This window comes from Microcoleus sp. CAWBG27 (assembly GCF_020883145.1).
Taxonomy (GTDB): domain Bacteria; phylum Cyanobacteriota; class Cyanobacteriia; order Cyanobacteriales; family Microcoleaceae; genus Microcoleus.
On record NZ_JAHREU010000005.1, the window covers coordinates 119,391 to 140,839 of the forward strand.

Genomic DNA, 21,449 nt, shown 5'->3' on the forward strand with positions numbered 1-21,449 from the left:
AGTTGCGCTTCAGCGCTCTTTGGTACGTACTTGCGTTTCAGCGCTCATGAGGGCGAGTGAACGCGCAACCACATACAAACTGGAAAATATCACCCGATCGCCCGATACATTCCCCCAAAATAGTTGTAGAATAGTATCATAAGGCACAGAAAAACATAAGGCGACAACGCACCGCTGACGATCGCCATTGACAAAGGATATTTCCCAGCAGAAGGATTGGATGTTAAAATCGAGCGGGGCTACGGTTCGTCAGACGCCATCACCAAAGTAGCAGCAGGTCAATTCGAGATCGGATTTGGCGATATTTACTCGATGATGGAGTTCAACGCCAAGAATCCCAACGATCCGGTAGTAGCAGTTGCAGTGCCTTACAATCGATCGGCTTTTTCAATTGTCAGCCTCAAGTCGAAGAACATTGCAGATCCTAAAGGATTGACAGGCAAAAAGCTAGGATCTCCACCAGGAGATGCACCGCGCAAACTGTGGCCGGTATTTGCCCAAACAGTAGGGGTGCAGCCCGACAGCGTAGAGTGGATTACAATGGAACCAAAGCTGCGGGAAACCTTACTAATTAAAGGCGATGTCGATGCAGTGAGCGGATTTGCCACAACCATCATCCCGGCATTAGAAAAAGCAGGCAAAAAGCCAGAAGATATAAACGTATTCTACTATAATGAGAACGGTCTAGATTTGTACGGAAATGCGATCGTGGTCAAAAAGCGTTTCTCGACCAGAATCCCGAAGTAGTCAAAGGATTTTTGAGAGCGTATTTTAAAGGACTGCAAGACACATTAAAAGATCCAGCAGCCGGATTGGAGTCGGTAGCGAAAGTGGGAGATAGCTTGATGGACAAAAACGCCGAAAAGCGCCGCCTGCAAATCGCCCTAGAAAGACTCTATATCTCTCCCGAAGTTGAAAAAGTTGGCTTGGGCGGAGTCGATCCAACTCGTCTGGAAGCGACAGCAAAACAAGTAGCAGGAGCCTTAAAAATAGAAGCTCCCCCAGTCAATAAGATATTTGATGAAAGCTACTTACCTCCTCTAGAGCAGCGAGCTTTACCTCCTGCTGCCGATCGCAAACCCTTGACTTAAAACTGACTAAAATGATTACTTCGGTTTGTAGTGAGGACTTCAGTCCGCATCCCGGTTCGTAGTAAAGACTTCAGTCCTCAAAAGTTGGTAATAAGGACAAAGAGTCCTAAAAAGGTTCGTAGTAAGGACTTCAGTCCTCTCTTAATAATGACTAAAGTCATTACTACAAACAATTTGATTGAACATACATATTTACGGTGTGAGGATAATGTCTAAAAATTTTTATTCCCAAATCCTGCTGACAGCAACGCCAGCACTAATTTGTATGAGCCTGCTGCATTCTCCGGCAAGCTCTGCTGCGGAAGTTGCCGCTACAGAAACTCAGCAAGCAATAGCCTCGCCAGCCGACTTACCGCTGGTTGATGCCGCCCAGTCACAAAGTGCGTTAGCGAAGCCCGCCCCTACGGGGGCTACGCCAACGAAGAGGATCGCCCAAATTGAAACAGCACCAAATCCCGCATCAACGCCAGAAATAATCGCTGATGCCAAACCACAAAAGCCAGAAAAACCCGAGAGTATTTCCCTCGCGACAAACAGCGAAAAAACAGCAGAAATTTCTCAAGCCAACGATGTCAAGCAGACAAATATAGCATCCGAAAAATCCACTAGATGGCCAGTTGCGCTAGAGCCAAATTCCACAGAGACAAAGCCTGCACAAATCCTAGAACCAACTGCCGATATTTCACCGGAACTAACAACAAACAAAAAATCGGAAGTCGCCGCAGCTTCCCAACCAAATAATCTGCAACCGGCAGATACAGCAACTCAAGAATCCAGCGAATCAAACCTCTTATCAGAATCAATTCAAACCCCAGAAAAACCAGCACCGACAAACATCACCCAAGTCCAGGCAGACAGCTTAGAAGCAACCAATCCTTCCGCCTCGCCGGAGATGGAACAAGTCACCTCAGTTTCTCAACTCAGCGACGTTAAACCCACAGATTGGGCATTTCAAGCACTGCAATCATTAGTTGAACGCTACGGCTGCATAGCTGGATATCCCGACGGCACCTATCGCGGAAATCGAGCCATGACTCGCTACGAATTCGCCGCAGGTTTGAATGCGTGCCTCGATAAAGTTGCTGAGTTGATAACAGCAGGAACCTCGAATTTAGTTAAAAAAGAGGATTTACAGAAACTCCAGAGACTGCAAGAAGAATTTGCCGCAGAACTAGCAACGCTGCGCGGTAGAATCGATATATTAGAAGCTCGCACGGCGAATTTAGAATCGAATCAATTCTCAACTACCACAAAACTCAATGCGACGGTTTGGTTCAACCTCACCTCAGCATTTCCGACAGGCGATATCACCGCAGAACGCAGCCGCACCGCCCCGGAAAGCCCCTTTGCTACCCCGACTCGCGATGCCAACAACCGACCGACTCGCGTTGAGCGCGGGCAGCCTGAAACTACTTTTAGTTACTACGCTTTCCTGACTCTAAATACTTCGTTTACTGGCAAAGATTCCCTCGTAACTCAGTTGGTTTTTGGCAACGGCAACTCGCCTGCAAACGAATTAGTTTCGGGTGGTTTTTACAACTCGTGGGGAAGTCCTTTTTTAGATCAAACTGGTGCGCCAACGGCTAATGCTGTGGGACTTCGCGAGATGTCCTACACGTTTCCCGTCGGAGATAAAGTCCAAGTTGCGATCGGGCCGCGATTGAATTATTATCGATATTTTGACGGCAATCGCTTTACATTTTTTCTGAAAGGGGCAACGAGTTTTAACTCGAACGGAAGTACACTGTTAAATGCAGTCGATCGCGGATCGGGCGCTGCTGTCACTTGGCAAGTTGCCAAACCGCTCAGGTTTACGGCTGCTTATATGGCTGAAAATACCGAATTTTTGAATCCTGCTGTATATAATACTGCTAGCAATCCCAGGGATGGTTTGTTCAACAGTTCCAACACGATGACAGCGCAGTTGGAATACGCCCCCAGCAATTCTTTCAATCTGCGGTTGCTTTACGCGCGATCGAGCCTCAAACCTTATAATGGATTTATTGGCGGTGCTGTGGGCGAACCGCTGCCTTACGGTTATGCGGATGACGGTTTTGGGGGAAGAGTTAGAGACTCCGGTGCCGATACTTTTGTGGTTAATTTTGATTGGTTGTTGAGCCGGAATTTTGGTTTGTTTGGGCGGTATTCCTACGGCCAGCTTGAGGTGAATCCGGTAAATCGCGATCGCTCTGGCGGAGACATTAAAGTACAATCTTTGCAAGTTGGAATGGGATTTCCGGATCTGGGAAAACAGGGCGCGCTGGGCGTGCTTTCATTTGTAGTTCCCCACGATTATATCTCGGGTCGCAGGTTTTTGCTCTCGGGCGGTGGCAATGGAGGTACTCAGTACGAGGTAGAGGGTTCGTATTATTACCCAATTACTAATAATATTGCGATCGTCCCGGCATTCTACGCTATCTTTAATGCCAACAACTTTGATGGCAATCCCACCGTGTTTGTGGGCAATCTTCGCACTCAGTTCAGCTTTTAAGCAAGGGGTAGAGGCGGGTTTATTTAGTGGGTGGGGGCGGGTTTATGAGATTATGAATCTGGGTCAAATATTATCGGTGAACCCGCCCCTACAGGATGGACGATCGTGGTTTTGGCGGGTAAATCTTAACTGAAATATTGCACCGTTTCCCATCCGCTGTAGGGGCGGGTTCACCAAGGAGTAAAAACGTAGCAAACAGGTTAAATAAACCCGCCCCCTCCCACGAATAGGCTCCAAATAACCCGCTTCACAAGGCGTGCAAGATGTCCGATGCAACCGAATTTCGCGCGCTTTCCCGACAGTCCTGCTACACCAGCGTCAATGTGATGTATCATTGAAAACGAGTCAGCCCAACCAAACTGTTATTTAACATAAACATCTTAGACATGAGGCTGAATCAAAAATTTTTAACAACAGTATTAACTCTAATTTTAACTTAAGGACAACTGATTTTGGGTCTTTCATTTCGCGCGATTCGCCGCACTCAATCTCTGCACGAACAGACTTATCAAGCTCTCCGAACTGCTATCCTGTCGGGGGAATTAGCGGCTGGAGAACGCTTGATCGAAACTCAACTGGCAGATATGCTCAACGTCAGCCGGACTTCGGTGAGAGAGGCTTTGTGCGAACTGCAACGTGAAAATTTAGTTACAGCAGATCCGCATCACGGATTGCGCGTCGCTACGCTGTCTATCGCAGATACAGCGGATCTTTATGATTGTCGGATTGCTTTGGAACAGCTATCGGTAGCCGAGGCCTGCCAAAATGCTACACCGGCTCAAGTTCAACAATTGGAAGCGATTGTGTTGCAGGCAGAAAGTACGACATATTTGCGATCGGGCGAATTGACAAATTATCAATTGCTCTACGCTGACTGCCAATTTCATCGCTTGCTAGCCCAAAGTTCCGGCAATCCTTGGTTGGTAACTTTGTTAGATCAGGTATTTGACAAAATGATATTAGTGTGGCTTCGCACGATGGAATACAATCCCGGAGTATTGGAAATCCGCAGCGAACACCGTCGCATTTTTCAAGCTGTCAGCGAACAGAATGCAGCCGCAGCAGCCGCAGCAATTAAAGAACATTTAATTGCCAGTAAAGCGCGGGTTATTAAAGAAATTCAACAGATCGAACAACATCAATAATTTGAGATTGGGAATTGGGCATCGGGAATTGGGCATCGGGCATCGGGCATTGGTTATTATCAATAACCACTAACAAATAACCACTAACAAATAACCACTAACAAATAACCACTAACAAATAACTTATATGTCACAAAATTATCCGCGAGACTTAATCGGTTACGGGCAAAATCCCCCCGATCCTCAATGGCCAGATCGATCGCGCATAGCACTGCAATTTGTGATCAATTACGAAGAAGGTGGAGAAACCTGCATCCTGCACGGCGACGGTTCTTCGGAAACATTTCTGTCAGAGATTGTCGGCGCCGAACCCCTATCGGGACTGCGCCACATGAATATGGAATCGTGTTATGAATACGGCAGTCGGGCCGGTTTGTGGCGCCTGCACCGGATGTTTACTTCTCGGAAGATACCGGTGACTGTTTATGGGGTGGCGATGGCGTTAGAAAGGCATCCCGAAGCCGTTGCAGCGATGTTGGAGGCTGATTGGGAAATTGCCAGCCACGGCTACCGCTGGATTGATTATAAGTATTTTGGGGAAGAGGCGGAACGGGAACATTTGCACAGGGCGATCGCCATTCACACGCAAGTTACTGGCAGCCGTCCCCTCGGTTGGTATACGGGACGCACGAGCCCGCACACCCGCAAGCTAGTAGTGGAAGAAGGCGGTTTTCTCTACGATGCTGACAGCTATGCGGATGACTTGCCTTACTGGGTGTACGAGTGCGATCGGCCTCACTTGGTAATTCCTTATACTCTCGACAATAACGATATGCGGTTTGCGACGAGTCAGGGGTTTAACTCTGGGGATCAGTTTTTTGCTTACCTGCGCGATGCTTTTGATGTACTCTACGCCGAGGGCGAGACTGCACCGAAGATGATGAGTGTGGGGCTGCACTGCCGCTTGGTGGGGAGGCCTGGGCGGGCGGCGGCTTTGGCGCGTTTTTTGGATTACGTACAGCAGCATGAGAGGGTTTGGATATGCCGCCGCATTGATATTGCTCGACACTGGCATGAATATCATAAACCGATGGTTTCTAAGAAGGACTGAAGTCCTGACTACGAACCTGGGAGGACTGAAGTCCTGACTACGAACCTGGGAGGACTGAAGTCCTGACTACGAACCTGGGAGGACTGAAGTCCTGACTGCGAACCTGGGAGGACTGAAGTCCTGACTACGAACCTGGGAGGACTGAAGTCCTTACTACGAACCTAGGAGGACTGAAGTCCTGACTGCGAACCTGGGAGGACTGAAGTCCTGACTACGAACCTGGGAGGACTGAAGTCCTGACTACGAACCTGGGAGGACTGAAGTCCTGACTACGAACCTGGGAGGACTGAAGTCCTTACTACGAACCTGGGAGGACTGAAGTCCTTACTACGAACCGGCTTTGTAAGCGGCCCATCCACCCCGATCGGAAATATCTTCCCATTCGTATTTCTCCACTAACTCGCGGGGGTACAAAAAAGCCGTCAACACTTCTCCATCATCCAAAATTACATCGGATGGATACATATGTGGAGGTTCCCCGGCTGCAAGCTGTTCAAAGTCTTCTGGAGTTAATTCGTACACTTCTCCCGGAATTGATACGCCTCCGGTAGCTACTTCGTAAATTGCAGGATGCCAGCCATTTTCTGCGGAGTGTAAGTGGTAAATCGGACGAGTTTTGGCTTCTCTGATGAACTTTGCATCTCCCAGGTTGCTGTTGTCCGGCTGGCCCCGCAGGGCGGAACCGCAAATGAATACTCGTTTACTTACAATTGCTGTTTGACTCATATCACCCGATCGATAAAAATGTACTTGTTTCTACAGTTAAATCGCTGCGATCGCTTTATGCTGCGTGCTGTATTTTGATTGCAGCAGTTTAAGTGCTACAGCCGATCGCCTGTTGTAGGCAAGACTACATTATTGTACACATTTAACTCATATTGCATACTGTATATAAAAAATTAGTTAAATGATTAATAATACAAGAGCGATCGCATCATTAAATTTACCAAAATAGGAGAATGTAACATGACAGTTAGGCTAGCACTTTCAGTCAACGGTTCGCGCCTCAACAGCAGCATTGCCCAACTCGCCCAAATCGGCAAACTGCCGGGAGGAGGCGTCAGTCGGGTAGCTTTTACCAAAGAAGATTTGCTGGCGCGCAAACTTGTTGAGTCTTGGATGCGAGAAGCAGGGATGACAGTTCGGATTGACGCGGCTGGAAATACAATTGGCAGATATCCCGGATTGCGCGAAGGTGCCGCACTAGCAACCGGTTCTCACATTGATACTGTTCCTACGGGGGGCCATTTCGACGGAGTTTTGGGAGTTTTGGCAGGAATTGAAGTTGTGCGGGTGTTGCGAGAAAACGGCCTGCGCTTGGAACACGCCATTGAGACGATCGTATTTACCGACGAAGAAAGCACCGTTATTGGCTGCAAAGCCATGGCGGGAAATACAGTCAACAACCCCGAATATTACCGTCGCAGCGATGGCACTTCCATCCAAACTTGTTTAGCACAAATTGGCGGAGATTGGTCGAAAATTGCGGAGGCAAAACGCCATCCCAAAGAAATAGCAGCATTTGTGGAACTGCACGTCGAACAAGGAGGTATTTTGGAAAGTACGGGCGACTGCATAGGAGTAGTCAAAGGTATTGTCGGACAGTACCGCCTGGGAGTGAGAGTAACAGGCACCCCCAATCATGCTGGATCGACGCCTATGCACGCTAGAAAGGATGCGCTAGTAGCTGCTTCACAAATGGTACTAGCAGTCAACAAACTGGCAGTAGAAACACCAGGAGAACAAGTCGCAACGGTAGGTTACTTAACTGTGTGGCCGAATGCTACGAATACTGTGCCGGGAAAAGTCGAGTTTAAAATCGACTTGCGCGATTTGTCTGAAACTAATTTGGAACAGTTGTTAGCTAAAATGAAATTGGAGTTTGGGGCAATAGCCTCTGCCACCCAAACCGAAATCGAAATAACTCAATTGCTGCACGTACAGCCAACACTAGCAGCACCAAAGATTCAGAATGCAATTGTAGAAGTTTGTCAAGAATTAGGGTTTAGTTACAGGCATTTAATTAGCCGGGCCGGACACGACGCCCAAGAAATCGGACGCTTTACCGATATGGGGATGATTTTCGTGGCTTCTCGGGGCGGCATCAGCCATGCAGAAGATGAGTATACTTCGCCAGAACAGTGTACTCAGGGGGCGAATGCGCTGCTGCAAACCTTCCTAAAGCTCGATCGGCTGTATGCAGAGGGCGATCGATTCATGGAGTTGTAAGGCATCATTAAAACGTGATAATAAGTGACTGCTGAGCATCTAAAAAATACGCCAATATTATCCGTTTCGAGATTTCAAGAAGGGTTAGCGATTGCCTCAAGGGCGATCGCCTTTGAGCAGCCGATGCCCTAATAGTTAAGCGGGGTGCGATCCTGCAACGAGTGCTTCGCTAACGTAGTTGTGATCCACACTACATATATTGTGTCTGCGTACATCCTGTTAGTTAAAAATTTTCCTGATAAGTTACCGAAAGAATAGTAATCTAGACAATAGTCTCGGCTAAATAATTTTTTGTTATGAAATTAAATCGGTCTGGTATTTCTAAATGGTTGACAATCCTATTTGCTAGTATTTTAATCACTTTCGCCTTGCCTTTGCTGGCTAGGGAGATTCAACTGCCGGGGAGTCGGTGGGTAGAAGTACGGCAAGTTAGGGGAAGCGTAACATATCAAGGCAGACCAGCAAAAGTGGGCGATCGCCTGACAGCAGCCGGCCAACAAATCTCCACAGGCAAACAATCTAGCGCGGTTTTAGCCGTAGACTCTGGCATCGCTACGATTAATGTAGCAGAATTAAGCACCGTCCAAGTTAAAGGTCTGTCCGTTGCTGTCGGCGGAGGTAAAGTTACCCTGCTGTCAGTCCCCGCAGGATTGGCAAGAGTTTCGGCCCGACGCTTGACTAACGCCAATTCGCGCCTAGAAATTAACAGCCCAGCCGGAGTTGTGGGCGTCAGGGGGACTGAATTCTCCGTGGGTGTTGGCCCAGAGGGAAAAGCCGCCACTGCCTTATTTGAGGGGAAGGTTGACGCTAGCGCTCAAGGGCAAAGTGTGAAGATAGAAAAGGGCTATGCTTCTGTCACTTTTCCCGGCAATCCTCCCAGTCCACCCCAGGCATTCAAAGAAAATCTGAACTATGAACTGATCAGTTTATCAGTCATCAGTCCAGGCAAAGTTCGATGCGTTTGTACTGTCGATCCGCTGAATTTAGTCTATTTGAATGACCAACCCTTAAAGATGGATCGAACAGGTAAAATCGACGAGGTAGTGCCGAGGCCAGCTAACTCTGACTACTGGCTAGTTGTTCGCAGTCCGGTAGGAAATGAGGTATCTTATGAACTCGGTGAAAGTTTAATTAAGAAATAGGTAATGACTAAATTAATCATCCCTCGTTTGCGAGTTTTTTTTGCCCGCGGCCAATCCTTGCTGCCGGGAGTTGCTGCTGCTATTATTTCCTTGGGTGCATTGCATTTGGATGCCTGGAAACCGCTGGAACAACTGAGTTCTAACAGCCTGTTTCAACTTCACGAAAGTGGAATTTTACCCAAACCTATTTGGGATAAACGAGTGGTAGTCATTGCCATAGACGAAGCAAGTTTAACGAAGTTGGGGAGATTTCCATTTTCGCGCGATCGCTACACTCAATTATTACAAGCCCTTTCCCCTGCTAAACCCGCAGTCGTTGGTTTCGACATTATTTTTGCCGAAGCCAGTCCCCAAGATGGCCAACTTGCAGACGCTATGAGTGCAATAGGTAATGTAGTGTTAGCCAAGGCTCCGGATGACCAAAAAAAACTGCTACAAATTGTACCAACTTTAGAGGCCGCAGCCGCCGATCGAGGTCATATTTTGCACAACTCAGACACAGATGGGATCGGTCGTCAAGCCATCCTGTGGGTGCGAGATATTCCCTCATTAGGAATTGCCATGCTGCGCGTTTACAACGCCGACAAGCAACCGCAATCTGGAGGGCTAGAAAAGTTTTTATCACCGCCTAATAATGGCAGTCTAGAATTTCAGCAGGCTTGGATAAATTGGCCTGGAAAAGTGCAATATTTACCGACTTATTCGTTTGCTGATGTTCTGGCAGGTAAAATTACCCAAGATGCTTTTAAAGACAAATTGGTATTAGTAGGTACGACAGTAACAGGTTTAGATCCATTCCGGACTCCTCTCGATCGAATTCCACCAACCCACGGGATTTACCTTCATGCCGCAGTTATTGATAACTTGCTAAATAACCGATTGCTGCAACATTTACCTGGCTGGACAAGTTGGCTGATATTACTTTTAGTTGGGCCAATTACTAGCGGGATATTATCGAAATCTGGGCCCAGGGGACGAATTGCGATCGCTATCCTTTTCCCTCTAATCTGGTATGCAGTTTCTTTCTTGTTATTTACGTTTAATTCTCTACTAATGCCGATCGCTGCACCGATTGGTACGATCGTCTTAGCTGGAATTGGACTGCAACTGCGAGAACAACAAGAGAAACAACAATTAATGAGCCTGTTTGAAAAATACATGGCAAAAGAAACTGCTGAATTAATTTGGCAGCGAAAAGACGAAATATTTAAGAATGGCGAAATGCAACCGCAAGAAATGGTCGCCACTGTTTTATTTATGGATATTCGAGGGTTTACTAGCATTTCCGAGCAACTATCTCCGAGTGAATTGATGCCTTGGCTGAATCAATATTTAAATGCCATGAGTGAGTGTATTATGAATCGCGACGGCGTGATCGATAAATATATTGGAGATGCAATTATGGCAATATTTGGCATTCCTTTTCCTCATACTAAACCTGAAGAAATCAAACAGGACGCTCAAAATTGTATTGCCGCTTGCTTGGATATGTCAGAACGATTGAAAGAATTAAATCAGCAATTTGAAAGGGAAGGAAAGCCAAAAATTGAATTTGGCGTAGGCATTCATACAGGGTCGATTATTGCTGGAACTATCGGCGGCGGGAATCGATTAAATTTTTCGGTTTTAGGAGATACTGTGAATATTGCCGCCAGGTTAGAACCAATGAATAAAGATATTAAAGAAGACAATCCTTATCGGGTATTAATAACAGGAGAAACCTGGGATTTGGTGAGCGATAGCTACGAAGCAAAACCCGTTAAAAGTATTCAATTAAGAGGCAGAAAACAAGAAACAACTATTTGTGCGATCGTTGGCAAAAAATGAAGGCGATTTTCGTGGCTTCTCGGGGTGGCATCAGCCATGCAGAGATGAGTATACTTCGCCAGCAGAGTGTACTCAGGGGGCGAATGCGCTGCTGCAAACCTGCTGCTAAGGGCGATCGACTGTATGCTGTGTATGCTGCTAAGGGCGATCGATAATCTACTTCTCAAGTCATGTATGGTGCGTGACTGTGAATCAATTTGTACGGTAGTAGAAAGCCTCAGCAGTCACGCACCGCAATCTTAGATAATAGCAGAGTTTTATCACCTAAATTGGTATTAGTCTAGGACTATCGAGTTACCATATAAAAGATACAAGCCATCGTGGATATCAACCAACAAAAAGAACAATTTAGTAACACTTACCTGCAAGCCATCGCCAGCGTTGCAGGCTATTCTCTTTACAAACCATTTGTAGACGACGATAGCGTAGACTGGGGAATAGCCGCCAAAGGAGGGACAGGTAGCATCCGATCACCGCGCTTAGAATTGCAGTTAAAATCGACATCAAGAGATATTCGAGAAAATAACTCGCTCCGCTACCCCCTCAAACTCAAAAACTACGATGACTTAAAAATGGATGACTTCGCCATTCCCAGAATTTTAGTTGTAGTTTTAATCCCCGAAACAATAGAAGACTGGTTAACGCAGTCGGAAACAGAAACCTGCATGAAGGAATGCGGATATTGGATATCTCTGCGGGGAATGCCAGAAACACAAAACACCACCGCTGTCACAGTCACTATACCCAAAACCAATCAATTTACAGTCATCGCCCTTCAGTCAATTATGGAGGGGATTAGCCAAGGAGTTCAACCATGAAAGTCACATTTCCAGATAGCGAAACCCTCCAAACTGTCAACCTAAATCAAGTTAGAAATTACCTGCAAATTCACGGATGGAATGAAGACCAACCTTTCTTAGAAAATGCCATGCTTTGGCACAAATCTGTCGCCGGAGAGGAATTTGAAATATTACTCCCCAACCAACAAAATCTCGGAGATTATGCTGCCCGAATCCGGGAGACAATCGCAATACTAGAGTCCGTAGAAAGTCGATCAAAACTTGAAATTTTAGCAGACTTAATTACCGGGATTCCCAATACAACAATTCAGGGAGTTGTGATGCAAATCCACACTCCTAACGCTGACAAATTAAGTGGTGAGATTACCTTATTAGGTGTGATTGCTGACAAATTACAGAAAATCAAAACCGAACTTGCAGACAAAGATTATATCCTCGCCATCAAAGCTTATCAAGAACGCTTGCCTTTTCTATGTACGGGTGATTTAATCAAAGAGAATCAAGTATTTATTCTGAAAAATTCACGCAACTTTATCCTAGATGACCAATCGGAATGATTTAACCGCAGAGAACACAGAGGACACAGAGAGAGAATAGAGAGATTTATGTTAAGATAGCGGTTTTTTGCATCCAGGACTGATTATCATGCTTTTGTTCGACGATGCCCACTACTTTATGCCCTATGACAATATCCTGAAAAATCTTACTTGCCAAAACTCTAGCCAAATTAACAGGTACGGCATTACCGACCATTTTGTAGCCGTCAGCAATCTGCTTGTACTTAAAAACAAAGTCATCCGGGAAAGTCTGAACTCGCGCACACTCTCGCACAGAAAGCCGACGGTAAGGCTGAGGCGAATTCGGATCGAAAATGCGCTTGTCTCTGCCAACTAAAATCATTTTATTAGCTTGAGGATGCAGAGGCGCGTGTCTGCCGCTGGCCTGAATTGTAAAAGAAGGTTCACCCCAACTTCTAACTCGATTCCGCGACATATAAATGCTGGAAAATCCCAAATCTGCACATTCGTGATTCGCGACAGAATCGTGATAATTATCTAATTTACCCTTAACTAGCATTGGCGCGATCGCCTGCAAGTCAAAAATCGCATCTTGCAGTGTCAAAACCTCGGTTCCAGGTTCGGGAAACTCAAAACCAAAACCCATATCCTGACGATAACCGATCGCAATCACCCTTTGCCTATCTTGCGGTACACCAAAATTTTTAGCATTCACCAACTTGAACGAAACCCGATACCCAAGTTCCTCAAACTGCGATAATATATAAGTGAAAGCTTCCTGATTTCTAGGAGCTAAGATACCGCTAACATTCTCAGCTAAGAAAAACAAAGGCTGCTTGTCTCGGACAATTCTGATATACTCCCAAAAAAGTTGACCCCGACTGTCATCAATCCCGCGTTTCGCGCCCGCCGCACTCCAACTTTGACAAGGAGGCCCGCCAATAATCCCAACACAGTCAGGAATTTCATCAGAATTAATTTTTCTGATATCTCTGCGATCTAAAATAGTGTCAGAATGGTTAAATTGATAGGTATCCCAAATCGATTTATCATATTCATTCGCCCAAACCGGATTAAACCCAGCCAAACGAAAACCCAAATCTAACCCACCGCAACCCGCAAACAGAGAAATAATATTCATATTTATCAACATTTACTTTCTTTCCTTCTTCTTTCTTCCTTCGCGCCCTTTGCGCCTTCGCGGTTCGTAAAATGAAACCTCAATGAATGCAAACTCCATCCTCCAATCTTACCAACACTTCGGCGTCCACCTCGGCCTCGAAAGAATTCACCAACTCCTCGAAAAACTCGACAACCCCCACAAACAAGTACCCATTATCCACGTTGCCGGCACAAATGGCAAAGGTTCCGTTTGCGCTTATCTCTCATCGGTACTCACAGCAGCAGGCTATCGAGTCGGGCGCTACACATCCCCGCACTTAATCGATTGGACAGAAAGAATTTGCATTAACCAAAAACCAATTTCTACAATAGCATTGCAACAGTGTCTCGAACAAGTTGTCAGGGCTGCGGAAGGTAATACCGAAACTCCGACTCAATTTGAAATCATCACCGCCGCAGCTTGGCTGTATTTCGCCGAACAAAAAGCAGATATCGCGGTGATTGAAACAGGATTGGGCGGTAGATTGGATGCGACTAATGTTTGCGAAACTCCGCTTGTGAGTGCGATTACTTCTATCAGTCTCGAACACTGGCAAATCCTCGGCCCGACTGTCGCTGATATTGCTGGAGAAAAAGCGGGAATTATTAAATCAAAGTGTCCGGTAGTTGTTGGAGAATTGCCGGAATCTGCTAGATTAGTAGTAGAAAAACGCATTCAAGAATTAGACTGTCCGGTAGTTTGGGTAAAACCTGCGCTAGATTTAAAAGACGGATTTGTAGAATATTATCTAAGTCCAGAAATCGGCGTTAATTCGAGTTTATCTGCGGTTACAATAAGATATAAATTGCCATTGTTGGGACAAGTTCAATTAATGAATTCGGCGATCGCACTTGCCACTATCCAAACTCTCCAAAACCTAGGATGGCAAATCTCCCCAACCGCCATCGCCAATGGAATCGCTCAAACCCAATGGCCGGGAAGACTTCAGCAGACAACTTGGAAAAACCGCAACATCCTGATTGACGGCGCGCACAACCCCGCTGCTGCGATCGCCCTGCGCGAATACGTCGATAATCTTACCACTTCCCCGTCACCGATTAACTGGGTAATCGGCATTCTGGCGACGAAAGACTGCGATGATATTTTACAAGCATTACTCAAAAAGGGCGATCGGCTTTATCTAGTTCCCGTACCCGATCAAAACTCAACATCCCCCACAGAATTAGCCGCCATTGCGGAAAATATCTGCCCTGAATTAGCAGTCTGTCAAGCTTTTCCCGACTTAACCACAGCCTTAGATGCGGCTGTTACCCACGAAAACCTCACAATCTTGTGCGGTTCCCTTTATCTAGTCGGCTATTTTCTGCAACAACAATCTCAAACTTAAACGCATCAGGATTGTGTTTCTTCCTCAGTAAAAATCGGAGGCCACAATTCCGAAACGGGCAATTCCCAACCGGGAAAAAGCTCTGGTACTGTTAAAATATCCCCATTTGCTAAAATAGTCGGTTCACCAGTCGATCGATAAGATGTAATTAAAAAACTGGACAAGCTATCGGCTAATTTAGATAATGTATCGACAGATGTGGATAAGCTATCGAGAGATTCCGAGAAGTTTAACGATCGCTTTTCTAACTACGAGCAAGGAACCGAGTGGGTAGTGCAACTTGCTTTCACTTTAATTGCGAGTGCTACTATTACAGTGATAATCACTTCGGTGCTGCGGAAATAATTGAAAAATGGGCGATCGCACTTCGGTTTACTCGTTATCAGACAGAGTCTGGTAATGTAGATCTAGAGACTCTGCCTCAAATGTTAGGAATGGGTTCCCAAGCAGAGGCCGAGAATTTATCCAAAGCAACCGGATTTTTTATTCCTGCTGCCGGCGACAGCGAAGGATTATCACAGAAACCCGGTTTCTGAATCTCCCTGCCTCCGGGGCTATTAGAGTGAATTTACCAAAATTTTTGGCTGTTTAAATACTGGAAATCCGTCAGGAGTTTTTACAATTTTTCCCTGTCGATCTCGTTCGACTTCCTGAAATACGTAATTGCCTGCTGCGTCTCGCATCAAACAAGGTTGTCCGCCAGCGATATCGTAAGCCGGAGGAGAGAATAAAACCATGTTTTGATTTTCGGCAATTTGTCCATTTTCATCCCGCAAAATCGGACAAGTAACCAATTTATCTTCCCCATCAATCACCCAAGAATTAGTAGCCGGATCGAGCAACAATTCCGGGTAAATAGGTTGACCATTAGATGACTTCAGCAATTCACCATTATCATCAACTAAGGGCATCAAAAAGATAGGTTTTCCTTGGGAATCGCGCAGGAGTTCATTAGTTTGGGGATGGCGCAGCGGAATTGCTCTCGGTGTAGGCAATTCCACATCAGGAAATTCGGGATGCGGCGGGTGCAAACTCGGTAATTCAGCATTAGTGGGAATGTCATAATGGCGAGTAAATTGCACGGCTGCTTTGGTAAATCCAGCCCGCTGTAACATAGCTTGAATGCCAGTTTGGTCAGCAGCAATTAATAAATCTATATCACTAACTTTCATAGTTTTAGCATGGTCGATCGCACTTTTAGCTAGCATTAGAATTGCTTCTGATTTCCGATGTTCTGGTTGAACGTACATTCCCAAAACTGAACCGACGCGGCGGGATTGAAAGGGATTTTCAATGTCGTGTTGTTGAGTCAAGTATTCGGGAAGACTAGCGGGCGGGGCTTCGTCATAATAATAGATAAATAGACAGCCGATGATGGCGTCACTGTCTTCTGATAACCAACAGAAACAAAGGGGTTTTTCGATTTGGTTGGTGACGTATTTTTCAAAGTCAAAGTTAGGTTTGACCAGCATTGAGGGGTCGATCGCTTCGCGTTCAGCAGCGAATGCTTGCCAGAGGGGGGCGATCGCCTTTGCATCGGTTGCGGTGGCTAGACGGTAGCTGTAAGAGGCGATGGGGGCGATAGATATAGTTGTGGCTGTCATCGGTTTTTGGGGGGTGAATTTGCTGCGAAGGTGAAAGACTTCTATTGTGTATTGCGATTTTGCGCGGGATTTTTACGCAAAAGGCGAGTTTTTGTAATAAAAGTTAATATATGGGACTTACAATAGGGGTCTAGAAACCTTGTTTTTTACCAAAATACCCTAAAAATATCTGCGTTCATCTGTGTTTATCTGTCTGACATCTGCGGTTTTTGGAGCGAAGAATTATGCGATGTTTGATAACAATAGTTCCATAAATATAGTATAATCTAATTATGGATTAGAGGAAACCACAAATGACCAGTACACCAAATGTAGAACCAAGATTGGCGGATGTAATCGAAAAATTAGACCAGCTATCGACGAATGTAGACCAGCTATCGAATAATGTAGACCAGCTATCGACGAATGTAGGCCAGCTATCTAGTCGTGTGGATAGGTTATCGAATGATTCCGAGAAGTTCAACGATCGCTTTTCTAATTACCAGCAAGCAACTCAGTGGGTGGTGCAACTTGCTTTCACTTTAATTGCCAGTGCGACTTTGACAATAATTATTAGTTCGGTGTTGCGGAAGTAATTGAAAAACTGGCGATCGCGTGGATCGATAAACCGGGTTTTTTCCTCAATATTTCGGTAGGATGCAAAAGTTATCGCAAAAACCCGGTTTCTGGGAGAAGGGCGACACAATGGGATAAAGAAATCGAGTTTCGATTCTTCCGTACTTAATGTGGTAATTTATCTAAAATTAATAACATAACTTTTTACATAGCAAGGATTTTCGGTTTTACCTTGATTAATTTAAATCTATTTTTTCCTTGGATTTATACATAGCTTGGGTTTTAACTAATTAAACTAATAGTTTGGCACACTAAGTACGGAATACCCGAATCAGAGATTACAAAAATATCAAATCTTCAGCACCTATAAGTGTCGAATTGAATTGCAATATTTGAGCGATCGCCACTTGCGAATCTCTCAGTTTAATTGTAGTATTATTGCCATTTTGCACTATTTCTAAATTTGCAAAACTCATACTGGAAGCAAGGGATATCGTATCTTTACCATCTTCAAAATCGGCAATTGTTTGCAAACCGCTACCCGCTTTGAAAATAAATAAATCACTGCCGCCGCCACCAACCAGCAGATTCGCGCCCAAATCTCCACTCAAAACATCATTACCGCTACCACCAATCAAAGTATCGTTTTCTTCACCTCCATAAATAGTATCCTCTCCTTCACAACCATCGATTAAATCGCCATATTCATCTCCCCTCAAATAATCGTCATCTTCACCACCGCATAAAGTATCATTTCCTGAATTACCTAAAATTGTATCGTTGCCTTTACTGCCAACAATTAAATCGCTTTCTTTACCTCCTAACAAGGAATCATTGCCTTTGCCACCATCAATAAAATCTGATAATTGACAGCCATTTATTGTATCATTTCCTTCTCTGCCGTTAATTAAATCTTCTCCCCAATTTCCCAAGAGCGAGTCTTGACCAGAATTGCCTAAAATGAGATCGTTATTTTTAGTACCGATCGCGCGATCGTTTTCAGGAGTAGGTAGAATTAAATGATAAGTGCGATCGGACATCAAAGATTTGAGATCCGGCAAAATTAGAGTATTGCAAATACATTCTGTTTCGGGAATAGGCGAAATAAAGCTATTATTTTCATCTCGATTTTCTTGATTTTGTACGAGAATTGGAGTTGTTTCAGAAGTGATGATTGGCGTGGGAGTTGGTGTTATTGCGGGAGTGGGAATAGGTGAGGGAGTGGGAATTGGTGATGGAGTTGGTGTTATTACGGGAGTGGGAATAGGTAAGGGAGTGAAAATTGGTGCAGGAGTGGGAATTGGTGATGGAGTTGGTGTTGTTGCGGGAGTGGGAATAGGTGATGGAGTGGGAATTGGTGAGGGAGTTGGTGTTGTTGCAGGAGTGGGAATTGGTGATGGAGTTGGTGTTAGAATATTAATAAGTTCGGGTATGGAATTTGCGATCGGAAGTATATTTGCGATCGCCTGCGGGGAAGTTGCAACTTCGAGAAATTCCTTGATTAGCTGCGGGGAAGTTGAGATAGTTGAAAAGTCGATCGAGTCGATTGGAATTGGTAGGGGACTTGTCGCCGTACCCGTCCCTCCCAGCGTCGGATTCGGAGTGGGAATTAGATTCGGATTCGGAGTTGGTATCGGCACTAGATCGTCATTAATAATTGTATAAATAGCATCAGTTATCGTGCCCAATTTGGCATTTCCACTCGCATCGCTCAATTTAAGATTTAAAGTTTCATCATTCTCCACAACCCTATCGCCCACGATGGGAATTTCTACAAGTTTATCCGCCGTATCGCCACCATCAAAAGTAACAGTAATTGGAAAAACATTCAGATAATCCGCGCCCGATCGAGCGCTACCAAGATTATTCGCTAAATCCACAGACACTGTAACTTTCCCGCTACTTCCTCCCGTGCGCTTCACCTTAGCAACAACTGTTTTGACTTCTCCACTATTGCCTTCAGGATTGCTGTAATTTGCCGATGTAAATTCTAAAATACTTGGAACTGTACCATTATCATCATCATTGGTAATGGTATAAATAGCAGCAGTTGTTGTTCCCAATTTGGCATTTCCACTCGCATCGCTCAATTTAAGATTTAAAGTTTCATCATTCTCCACAACCCTATCGCCCACGATGGGAATTTCCACAAGTTTATCCGCCGTATCGCCACCATCAAAAGTAACAGTAATTGGAAAAATATTCAGATAATCTGTGCCCGATCGAGCGCTACCAAGATTATTTGCTAAATCCACAGACGCTGTAACTTTCCCGCTACTCCCTCCCGCGCGCTTCACCTTAGCAACAACAGTTTTTACTTCTCCACTATTGCCTTCAGGATTGCTGTAAGTTGCTGATGTAAATTCTAAAATACTTGGAACTGTACCATTATCATCATCATTGGTAATGGTATAAATAGCAGCAGTTGTTGTTCCCAATTTGGCATTTCCACTCGCATCGCTCAATTTAAGATTTAAAGTTTCATCATTCTCCACAACCCTATCGCCCACGATGGGAATTTCCACAAGTTTATCCGCCGTATCGCCACCATCAAAAGTAACAGTAATTGGAAAAACATTCAGATAATCTGTGCCCGATCGAGCACTGCCAAGATTATTTGCTAAATCCACAGAAGCCGTAACTTTCCCGCTACTTCCTCCCGTGCGCTTCACCTTAGCAACAACAGTTCTTACTTCTCCAGTATTGCCTTCAAAATTGCTGTAAGTTGCCGATGTAAATTCTAAAATACTTGGAACTGTACTGTTATTAATATCGTCATTGGCGATGGTATAAGTAGCATCAGTTGTCGTTCCCAATTTAGCATAACCGCTTGCCGAACTTAACTGAAAATTTAAAGTTTCATCAGCCTCGTTAACGGTATCGCCAACGATGGGAATTTCCACAAGTTTATCCGCAGTATCGCCATCATTAAAAGTAACAGTAATTGGGAAATTATTTACATAATCTGTACTCGATTCAGCACTACCAACATTATTTGATAAACCTACAGACACAGCAACTTTCCCGATACTTCCGCCAGTGCGTTTGACTGTAGCAACAGCAGTTTTGATATTACCATTATTTCCTTCAGGATTGCGGTAAGTTGCAGAGGTAAATTCAAGAATACTCGGTTGATTGAGTAAAATAGAAACATTATTAGATGTATTGTTAGCCACAGCTAAGTCTGGAAAGCCATCTCCATTAAAATCTCTGGCGGCGACGGAACTAGGATTTATCCCAACATTAAATTTAGTCGGAATATCGTTAAATCCGCCCGTACCATTGCCCAGTAAAATTGAAACACTACCGGGATTTGTTTCATCATTAGTATTGTTGTCTGCTACGGCTATGTCGAGATAGGAATCAGCATTAAAATCCGCTACAGCAACAGAAAGAGGATTTCTACCCGCATCTAATTTGAGAGGCGAACTAAAACCACCCGTACCGTTTCCTAGCAAAACGAAAACATTACCCGATAAACCAAGTTGAGGGATACCTGAATCTGCTACAACTAAATCTGGTTTACTGTCTCGATTAAAATCTGCTGTAGCAACAAAATAAGCAAACAAACCGGTACTATAATTATTAGCTTTTGCAAAGTTCCCATTCCCATCTCCCAAGAAAATAGAAACTTGACCGATCGGGCTATTTGTCACAGCCAAGTCAAGTCGAGAATCGCCGTTAAAATCTGCTACTGCGACAGCAGTAGTAACACCAGAATAACCAAATAGCGATACAACACTTGGCAATTTAATAGTTGTGCTTTGGCTGAAATTGCCGGCACCGTTTCCTAATAAAATTGAAACATCATTTGAATATAAATTAGCAACAGCTAAATCTTGTTTGCCATCATTGTTAAAATCTCCGGTTGCGATCGAATGCGGGCTTTTTGCTGAAGGAGTGGGTAGTGTAATAACAGAGTTAAAGTTACCCGCACCTGCTGCCAATAAAACTGATGCTGATGCGCCTGGAGATAAGTAATTTGCTACGGCTAAATCTGGCAAAGTATCCGAGTTAAAGTTGCCAACAGCAATGGAAAGAGGACTACCTCCTGCTGACAAGGGAGAGGTAGGGGATTCGGTAAAGATTCCCGCACCATTTCCTAATAAAATTGAGACGTTATCGCTGGTACGGTTTGCTGTGGCTAAGTCTAATTTTGAGTCGCCGTTAAAGTCGGCAACAGCGATCGATCGAGGACTGGATTGTGTTTTGAAGTTGGTGGCTGGTGAGAAACTAATGCTATTTGGCATAGTAGATTTTTCCGGGTAATTTCGATGAGGGGTCGATCGCTTCGCGTTCAGCAGCGAATGCTTGCCAGAGGGGGGCGATCGCGTTTGCGTCTTCTGCGGTGGCTAGACGATGGCTGTAAGTGGTGATGGGGGCGATCGGTATAGTTGTGGCTGTCATCGGTTTTTGGGGGGTGAATTTGCTCCGAAGGTGAAAGTCTTCTATTGTGTATTGGGATTTCGGGGGATGTTTTTACGCA

General features: G+C 44.9%; 19 protein-coding genes and 1 pseudogene. 14 read left to right on the forward strand and 6 right to left on the reverse strand.

Annotation, left to right across the window (positions count from 1 at the left end):
* Positions 1-180 precede the first annotated feature (180 nt).
* From QZ938_RS05055 to puuE, 5 genes are all read left to right on the forward strand, one after another.
* Positions 181-747 carry an ABC transporter substrate-binding protein gene (locus QZ938_RS05055; RefSeq protein WP_293151933.1) on the forward strand — a complete coding sequence of 189 codons (567 nt, stop codon included), beginning with the start codon at positions 181-183 and terminating at the stop codon, positions 745-747.
* Positions 748-758: 11 nt separating this feature from the next.
* On the forward strand, positions 759-1,091 hold the full coding sequence (locus QZ938_RS05060; RefSeq protein WP_293348485.1) for a hypothetical protein: 333 nt from the start codon (positions 759-761) through the stop codon (positions 1,089-1,091).
* A 208-nt stretch (positions 1,092-1,299) separates the two neighbouring features.
* Positions 1,300-3,582 (forward strand): iron uptake porin, encoded by a 2,283-nt coding sequence (locus QZ938_RS05065; RefSeq protein ID WP_293348483.1) that lies wholly within the window; start codon positions 1,300-1,302, stop codon positions 3,580-3,582.
* 452 nt (positions 3,583-4,034) lie between these two features.
* Complete coding sequence (locus tag QZ938_RS05070) at positions 4,035-4,727, forward strand: GntR family transcriptional regulator (protein ID WP_293348481.1); 693 nt, start codon at positions 4,035-4,037, stop codon at positions 4,725-4,727.
* 127 nt (positions 4,728-4,854) lie between these two features.
* Entirely contained in the window at positions 4,855-5,778 is a 924-nt protein-coding gene (puuE, locus tag QZ938_RS05075; RefSeq protein WP_293348479.1) for an allantoinase PuuE, read from the forward strand.
* 327 nt (positions 5,779-6,105) lie between these two features.
* Here the strand turns inward: puuE and QZ938_RS05080 are convergent, their stop codons facing one another.
* Positions 6,106-6,504, reverse strand: coding sequence for a gamma-glutamylcyclotransferase (locus QZ938_RS05080; RefSeq protein ID WP_293348477.1), 399 nt, complete (start codon positions 6,502-6,504; stop codon positions 6,106-6,108).
* A gap of 240 nt (positions 6,505-6,744) precedes the next feature.
* Between QZ938_RS05080 and QZ938_RS05085 the strand changes: the two genes are divergently transcribed.
* The 6 genes from QZ938_RS05085 (at position 6,745) to QZ938_RS05110 (ending at position 12,333) form a co-directional block, all read left to right on the forward strand.
* Positions 6,745-8,007, forward strand: coding sequence for a Zn-dependent hydrolase (locus QZ938_RS05085; RefSeq protein WP_293348475.1), 1,263 nt, complete (start codon positions 6,745-6,747; stop codon positions 8,005-8,007).
* Positions 8,008-8,303: 296 nt separating this feature from the next.
* Positions 8,304-9,149, forward strand: coding sequence for a FecR domain-containing protein (locus QZ938_RS05090; RefSeq protein ID WP_293348473.1), 846 nt, complete (start codon positions 8,304-8,306; stop codon positions 9,147-9,149).
* A gap of 3 nt (positions 9,150-9,152) precedes the next feature.
* On the forward strand, positions 9,153-10,976 hold the full coding sequence (locus QZ938_RS05095; RefSeq protein ID WP_293348470.1) for a CHASE2 domain-containing protein: 1,824 nt from the start codon (positions 9,153-9,155) through the stop codon (positions 10,974-10,976).
* Positions 10,973-11,131, forward strand: a complete 159-nt coding sequence (locus QZ938_RS05100) for a hypothetical protein (protein ID WP_293151907.1) — start codon at positions 10,973-10,975, stop codon at positions 11,129-11,131. The genes QZ938_RS05095 and QZ938_RS05100 overlap by 4 nt, the downstream gene beginning before the upstream one ends.
* Before the next feature lie 165 nt (positions 11,132-11,296).
* Positions 11,297-11,794 (forward strand): DUF4365 domain-containing protein, encoded by a 498-nt coding sequence (locus tag QZ938_RS05105; RefSeq protein WP_293348467.1) that lies wholly within the window; start codon positions 11,297-11,299, stop codon positions 11,792-11,794.
* Positions 11,791-12,333 carry a hypothetical protein gene (locus QZ938_RS05110; protein ID WP_293348464.1) on the forward strand — a complete coding sequence of 181 codons (543 nt, stop codon included), beginning with the start codon at positions 11,791-11,793 and terminating at the stop codon, positions 12,331-12,333. The genes QZ938_RS05105 and QZ938_RS05110 overlap by 4 nt, the downstream gene beginning before the upstream one ends.
* 46 nt (positions 12,334-12,379) lie before the next feature.
* Here the strand turns inward: QZ938_RS05110 and QZ938_RS05115 are convergent, their stop codons facing one another.
* Positions 12,380-13,435, reverse strand: a complete 1,056-nt coding sequence (locus QZ938_RS05115) for a DNA cytosine methyltransferase (RefSeq protein WP_293348461.1) — start codon at positions 13,433-13,435, stop codon at positions 12,380-12,382.
* Positions 13,436-13,517: 82 nt separating this feature from the next.
* Between QZ938_RS05115 and QZ938_RS05120 the strand changes: the two genes are divergently transcribed.
* Positions 13,518-14,804 carry a folylpolyglutamate synthase/dihydrofolate synthase family protein gene (locus QZ938_RS05120; RefSeq protein ID WP_293348458.1) on the forward strand — a complete coding sequence of 429 codons (1,287 nt, stop codon included), beginning with the start codon at positions 13,518-13,520 and terminating at the stop codon, positions 14,802-14,804.
* Between the two features lie 5 nt (positions 14,805-14,809).
* On the opposite strand, the pseudogene QZ938_RS05125 reads toward QZ938_RS05120, so the two are convergent.
* Positions 14,810-14,953, reverse strand: a pseudogene (locus tag QZ938_RS05125) (Uma2 family endonuclease); the annotation flags it as partial.
* Positions 14,954-15,070: 117 nt separating this feature from the next.
* On the opposite strand from QZ938_RS05125, the gene QZ938_RS05130 reads away from it, so the two are divergent.
* Complete coding sequence (locus QZ938_RS05130; protein ID WP_293151895.1) at positions 15,071-15,340, forward strand: hypothetical protein; 270 nt, start codon at positions 15,071-15,073, stop codon at positions 15,338-15,340.
* A 21-nt stretch (positions 15,341-15,361) separates the two neighbouring features.
* On the opposite strand, the gene QZ938_RS05135 is transcribed toward QZ938_RS05130, so the two are convergent.
* Positions 15,362-16,408: a GNAT family N-acetyltransferase gene (locus QZ938_RS05135; RefSeq protein WP_293348455.1), complete on the reverse strand. Its 1,047-nt coding sequence runs from the start codon at positions 16,406-16,408 to the stop codon at positions 15,362-15,364.
* Between the two features lie 293 nt (positions 16,409-16,701).
* Between QZ938_RS05135 and QZ938_RS05140 the strand changes: the two genes are divergently transcribed.
* Positions 16,702-16,983, forward strand: coding sequence for a hypothetical protein (locus tag QZ938_RS05140; protein WP_293151889.1), 282 nt, complete (start codon positions 16,702-16,704; stop codon positions 16,981-16,983).
* A 318-nt stretch (positions 16,984-17,301) separates the two neighbouring features.
* Here the strand turns inward: QZ938_RS05140 and QZ938_RS05145 are convergent, their stop codons facing one another.
* Positions 17,302-21,213 carry an FG-GAP-like repeat-containing protein gene (locus QZ938_RS05145; protein ID WP_293365376.1) on the reverse strand — a complete coding sequence of 1,304 codons (3,912 nt, stop codon included), beginning with the start codon at positions 21,211-21,213 and terminating at the stop codon, positions 17,302-17,304.
* On the reverse strand, positions 21,203-21,370 hold the full coding sequence (locus tag QZ938_RS05150; RefSeq protein ID WP_293348446.1) for a hypothetical protein: 168 nt from the start codon (positions 21,368-21,370) through the stop codon (positions 21,203-21,205). Before QZ938_RS05150 ends, QZ938_RS05145 begins: the two co-directional genes overlap by 11 nt.
* Positions 21,371-21,449: the final 79 nt, after the last annotated feature.

Excerpts from the sequence above, each read along its gene's own strand:
- QZ938_RS05065 (WP_293348483.1), top strand. The coding sequence starts at position 1,300 with ATGTCTAAAAATTTTTATTCCCAAATCCTGCTGACAGCAACGCCAGCA.
- puuE (WP_293348479.1), top strand. The coding sequence starts at position 4,855 with ATGTCACAAAATTATCCGCGAGACTTAATCGGTTACGGGCAAAATCCC.
- QZ938_RS05080 (WP_293348477.1), bottom strand. The coding sequence starts at position 6,504 with ATGAGTCAAACAGCAATTGTAAGTAAACGAGTATTCATTTGCGGTTCC.
- QZ938_RS05085 (WP_293348475.1), top strand. The coding sequence starts at position 6,745 with ATGACAGTTAGGCTAGCACTTTCAGTCAACGGTTCGCGCCTCAACAGC.
- QZ938_RS05090 (WP_293348473.1), top strand. The coding sequence starts at position 8,304 with ATGAAATTAAATCGGTCTGGTATTTCTAAATGGTTGACAATCCTATTT.
- QZ938_RS05095 (WP_293348470.1), top strand. The coding sequence starts at position 9,153 with ATGACTAAATTAATCATCCCTCGTTTGCGAGTTTTTTTTGCCCGCGGC.
- QZ938_RS05100 (WP_293151907.1), top strand. The coding sequence starts at position 10,973 with ATGAAGGCGATTTTCGTGGCTTCTCGGGGTGGCATCAGCCATGCAGAG.
- QZ938_RS05110 (WP_293348464.1), top strand. The coding sequence starts at position 11,791 with ATGAAAGTCACATTTCCAGATAGCGAAACCCTCCAAACTGTCAACCTA.
- QZ938_RS05115 (WP_293348461.1), bottom strand. The coding sequence starts at position 13,435 with ATGAATATTATTTCTCTGTTTGCGGGTTGCGGTGGGTTAGATTTGGGT.
- QZ938_RS05120 (WP_293348458.1), top strand. The coding sequence starts at position 13,518 with ATGAATGCAAACTCCATCCTCCAATCTTACCAACACTTCGGCGTCCAC.
- QZ938_RS05135 (WP_293348455.1), bottom strand. The coding sequence starts at position 16,408 with ATGACAGCCACAACTATATCTATCGCCCCCATCGCCTCTTACAGCTAC.
- QZ938_RS05140 (WP_293151889.1), top strand. The coding sequence starts at position 16,702 with ATGACCAGTACACCAAATGTAGAACCAAGATTGGCGGATGTAATCGAA.
- QZ938_RS05145 (WP_293365376.1), bottom strand. The coding sequence starts at position 21,213 with ATGCCAAATAGCATTAGTTTCTCACCAGCCACCAACTTCAAAACACAA.
- QZ938_RS05150 (WP_293348446.1), bottom strand. The coding sequence starts at position 21,370 with ATGACAGCCACAACTATACCGATCGCCCCCATCACCACTTACAGCCAT.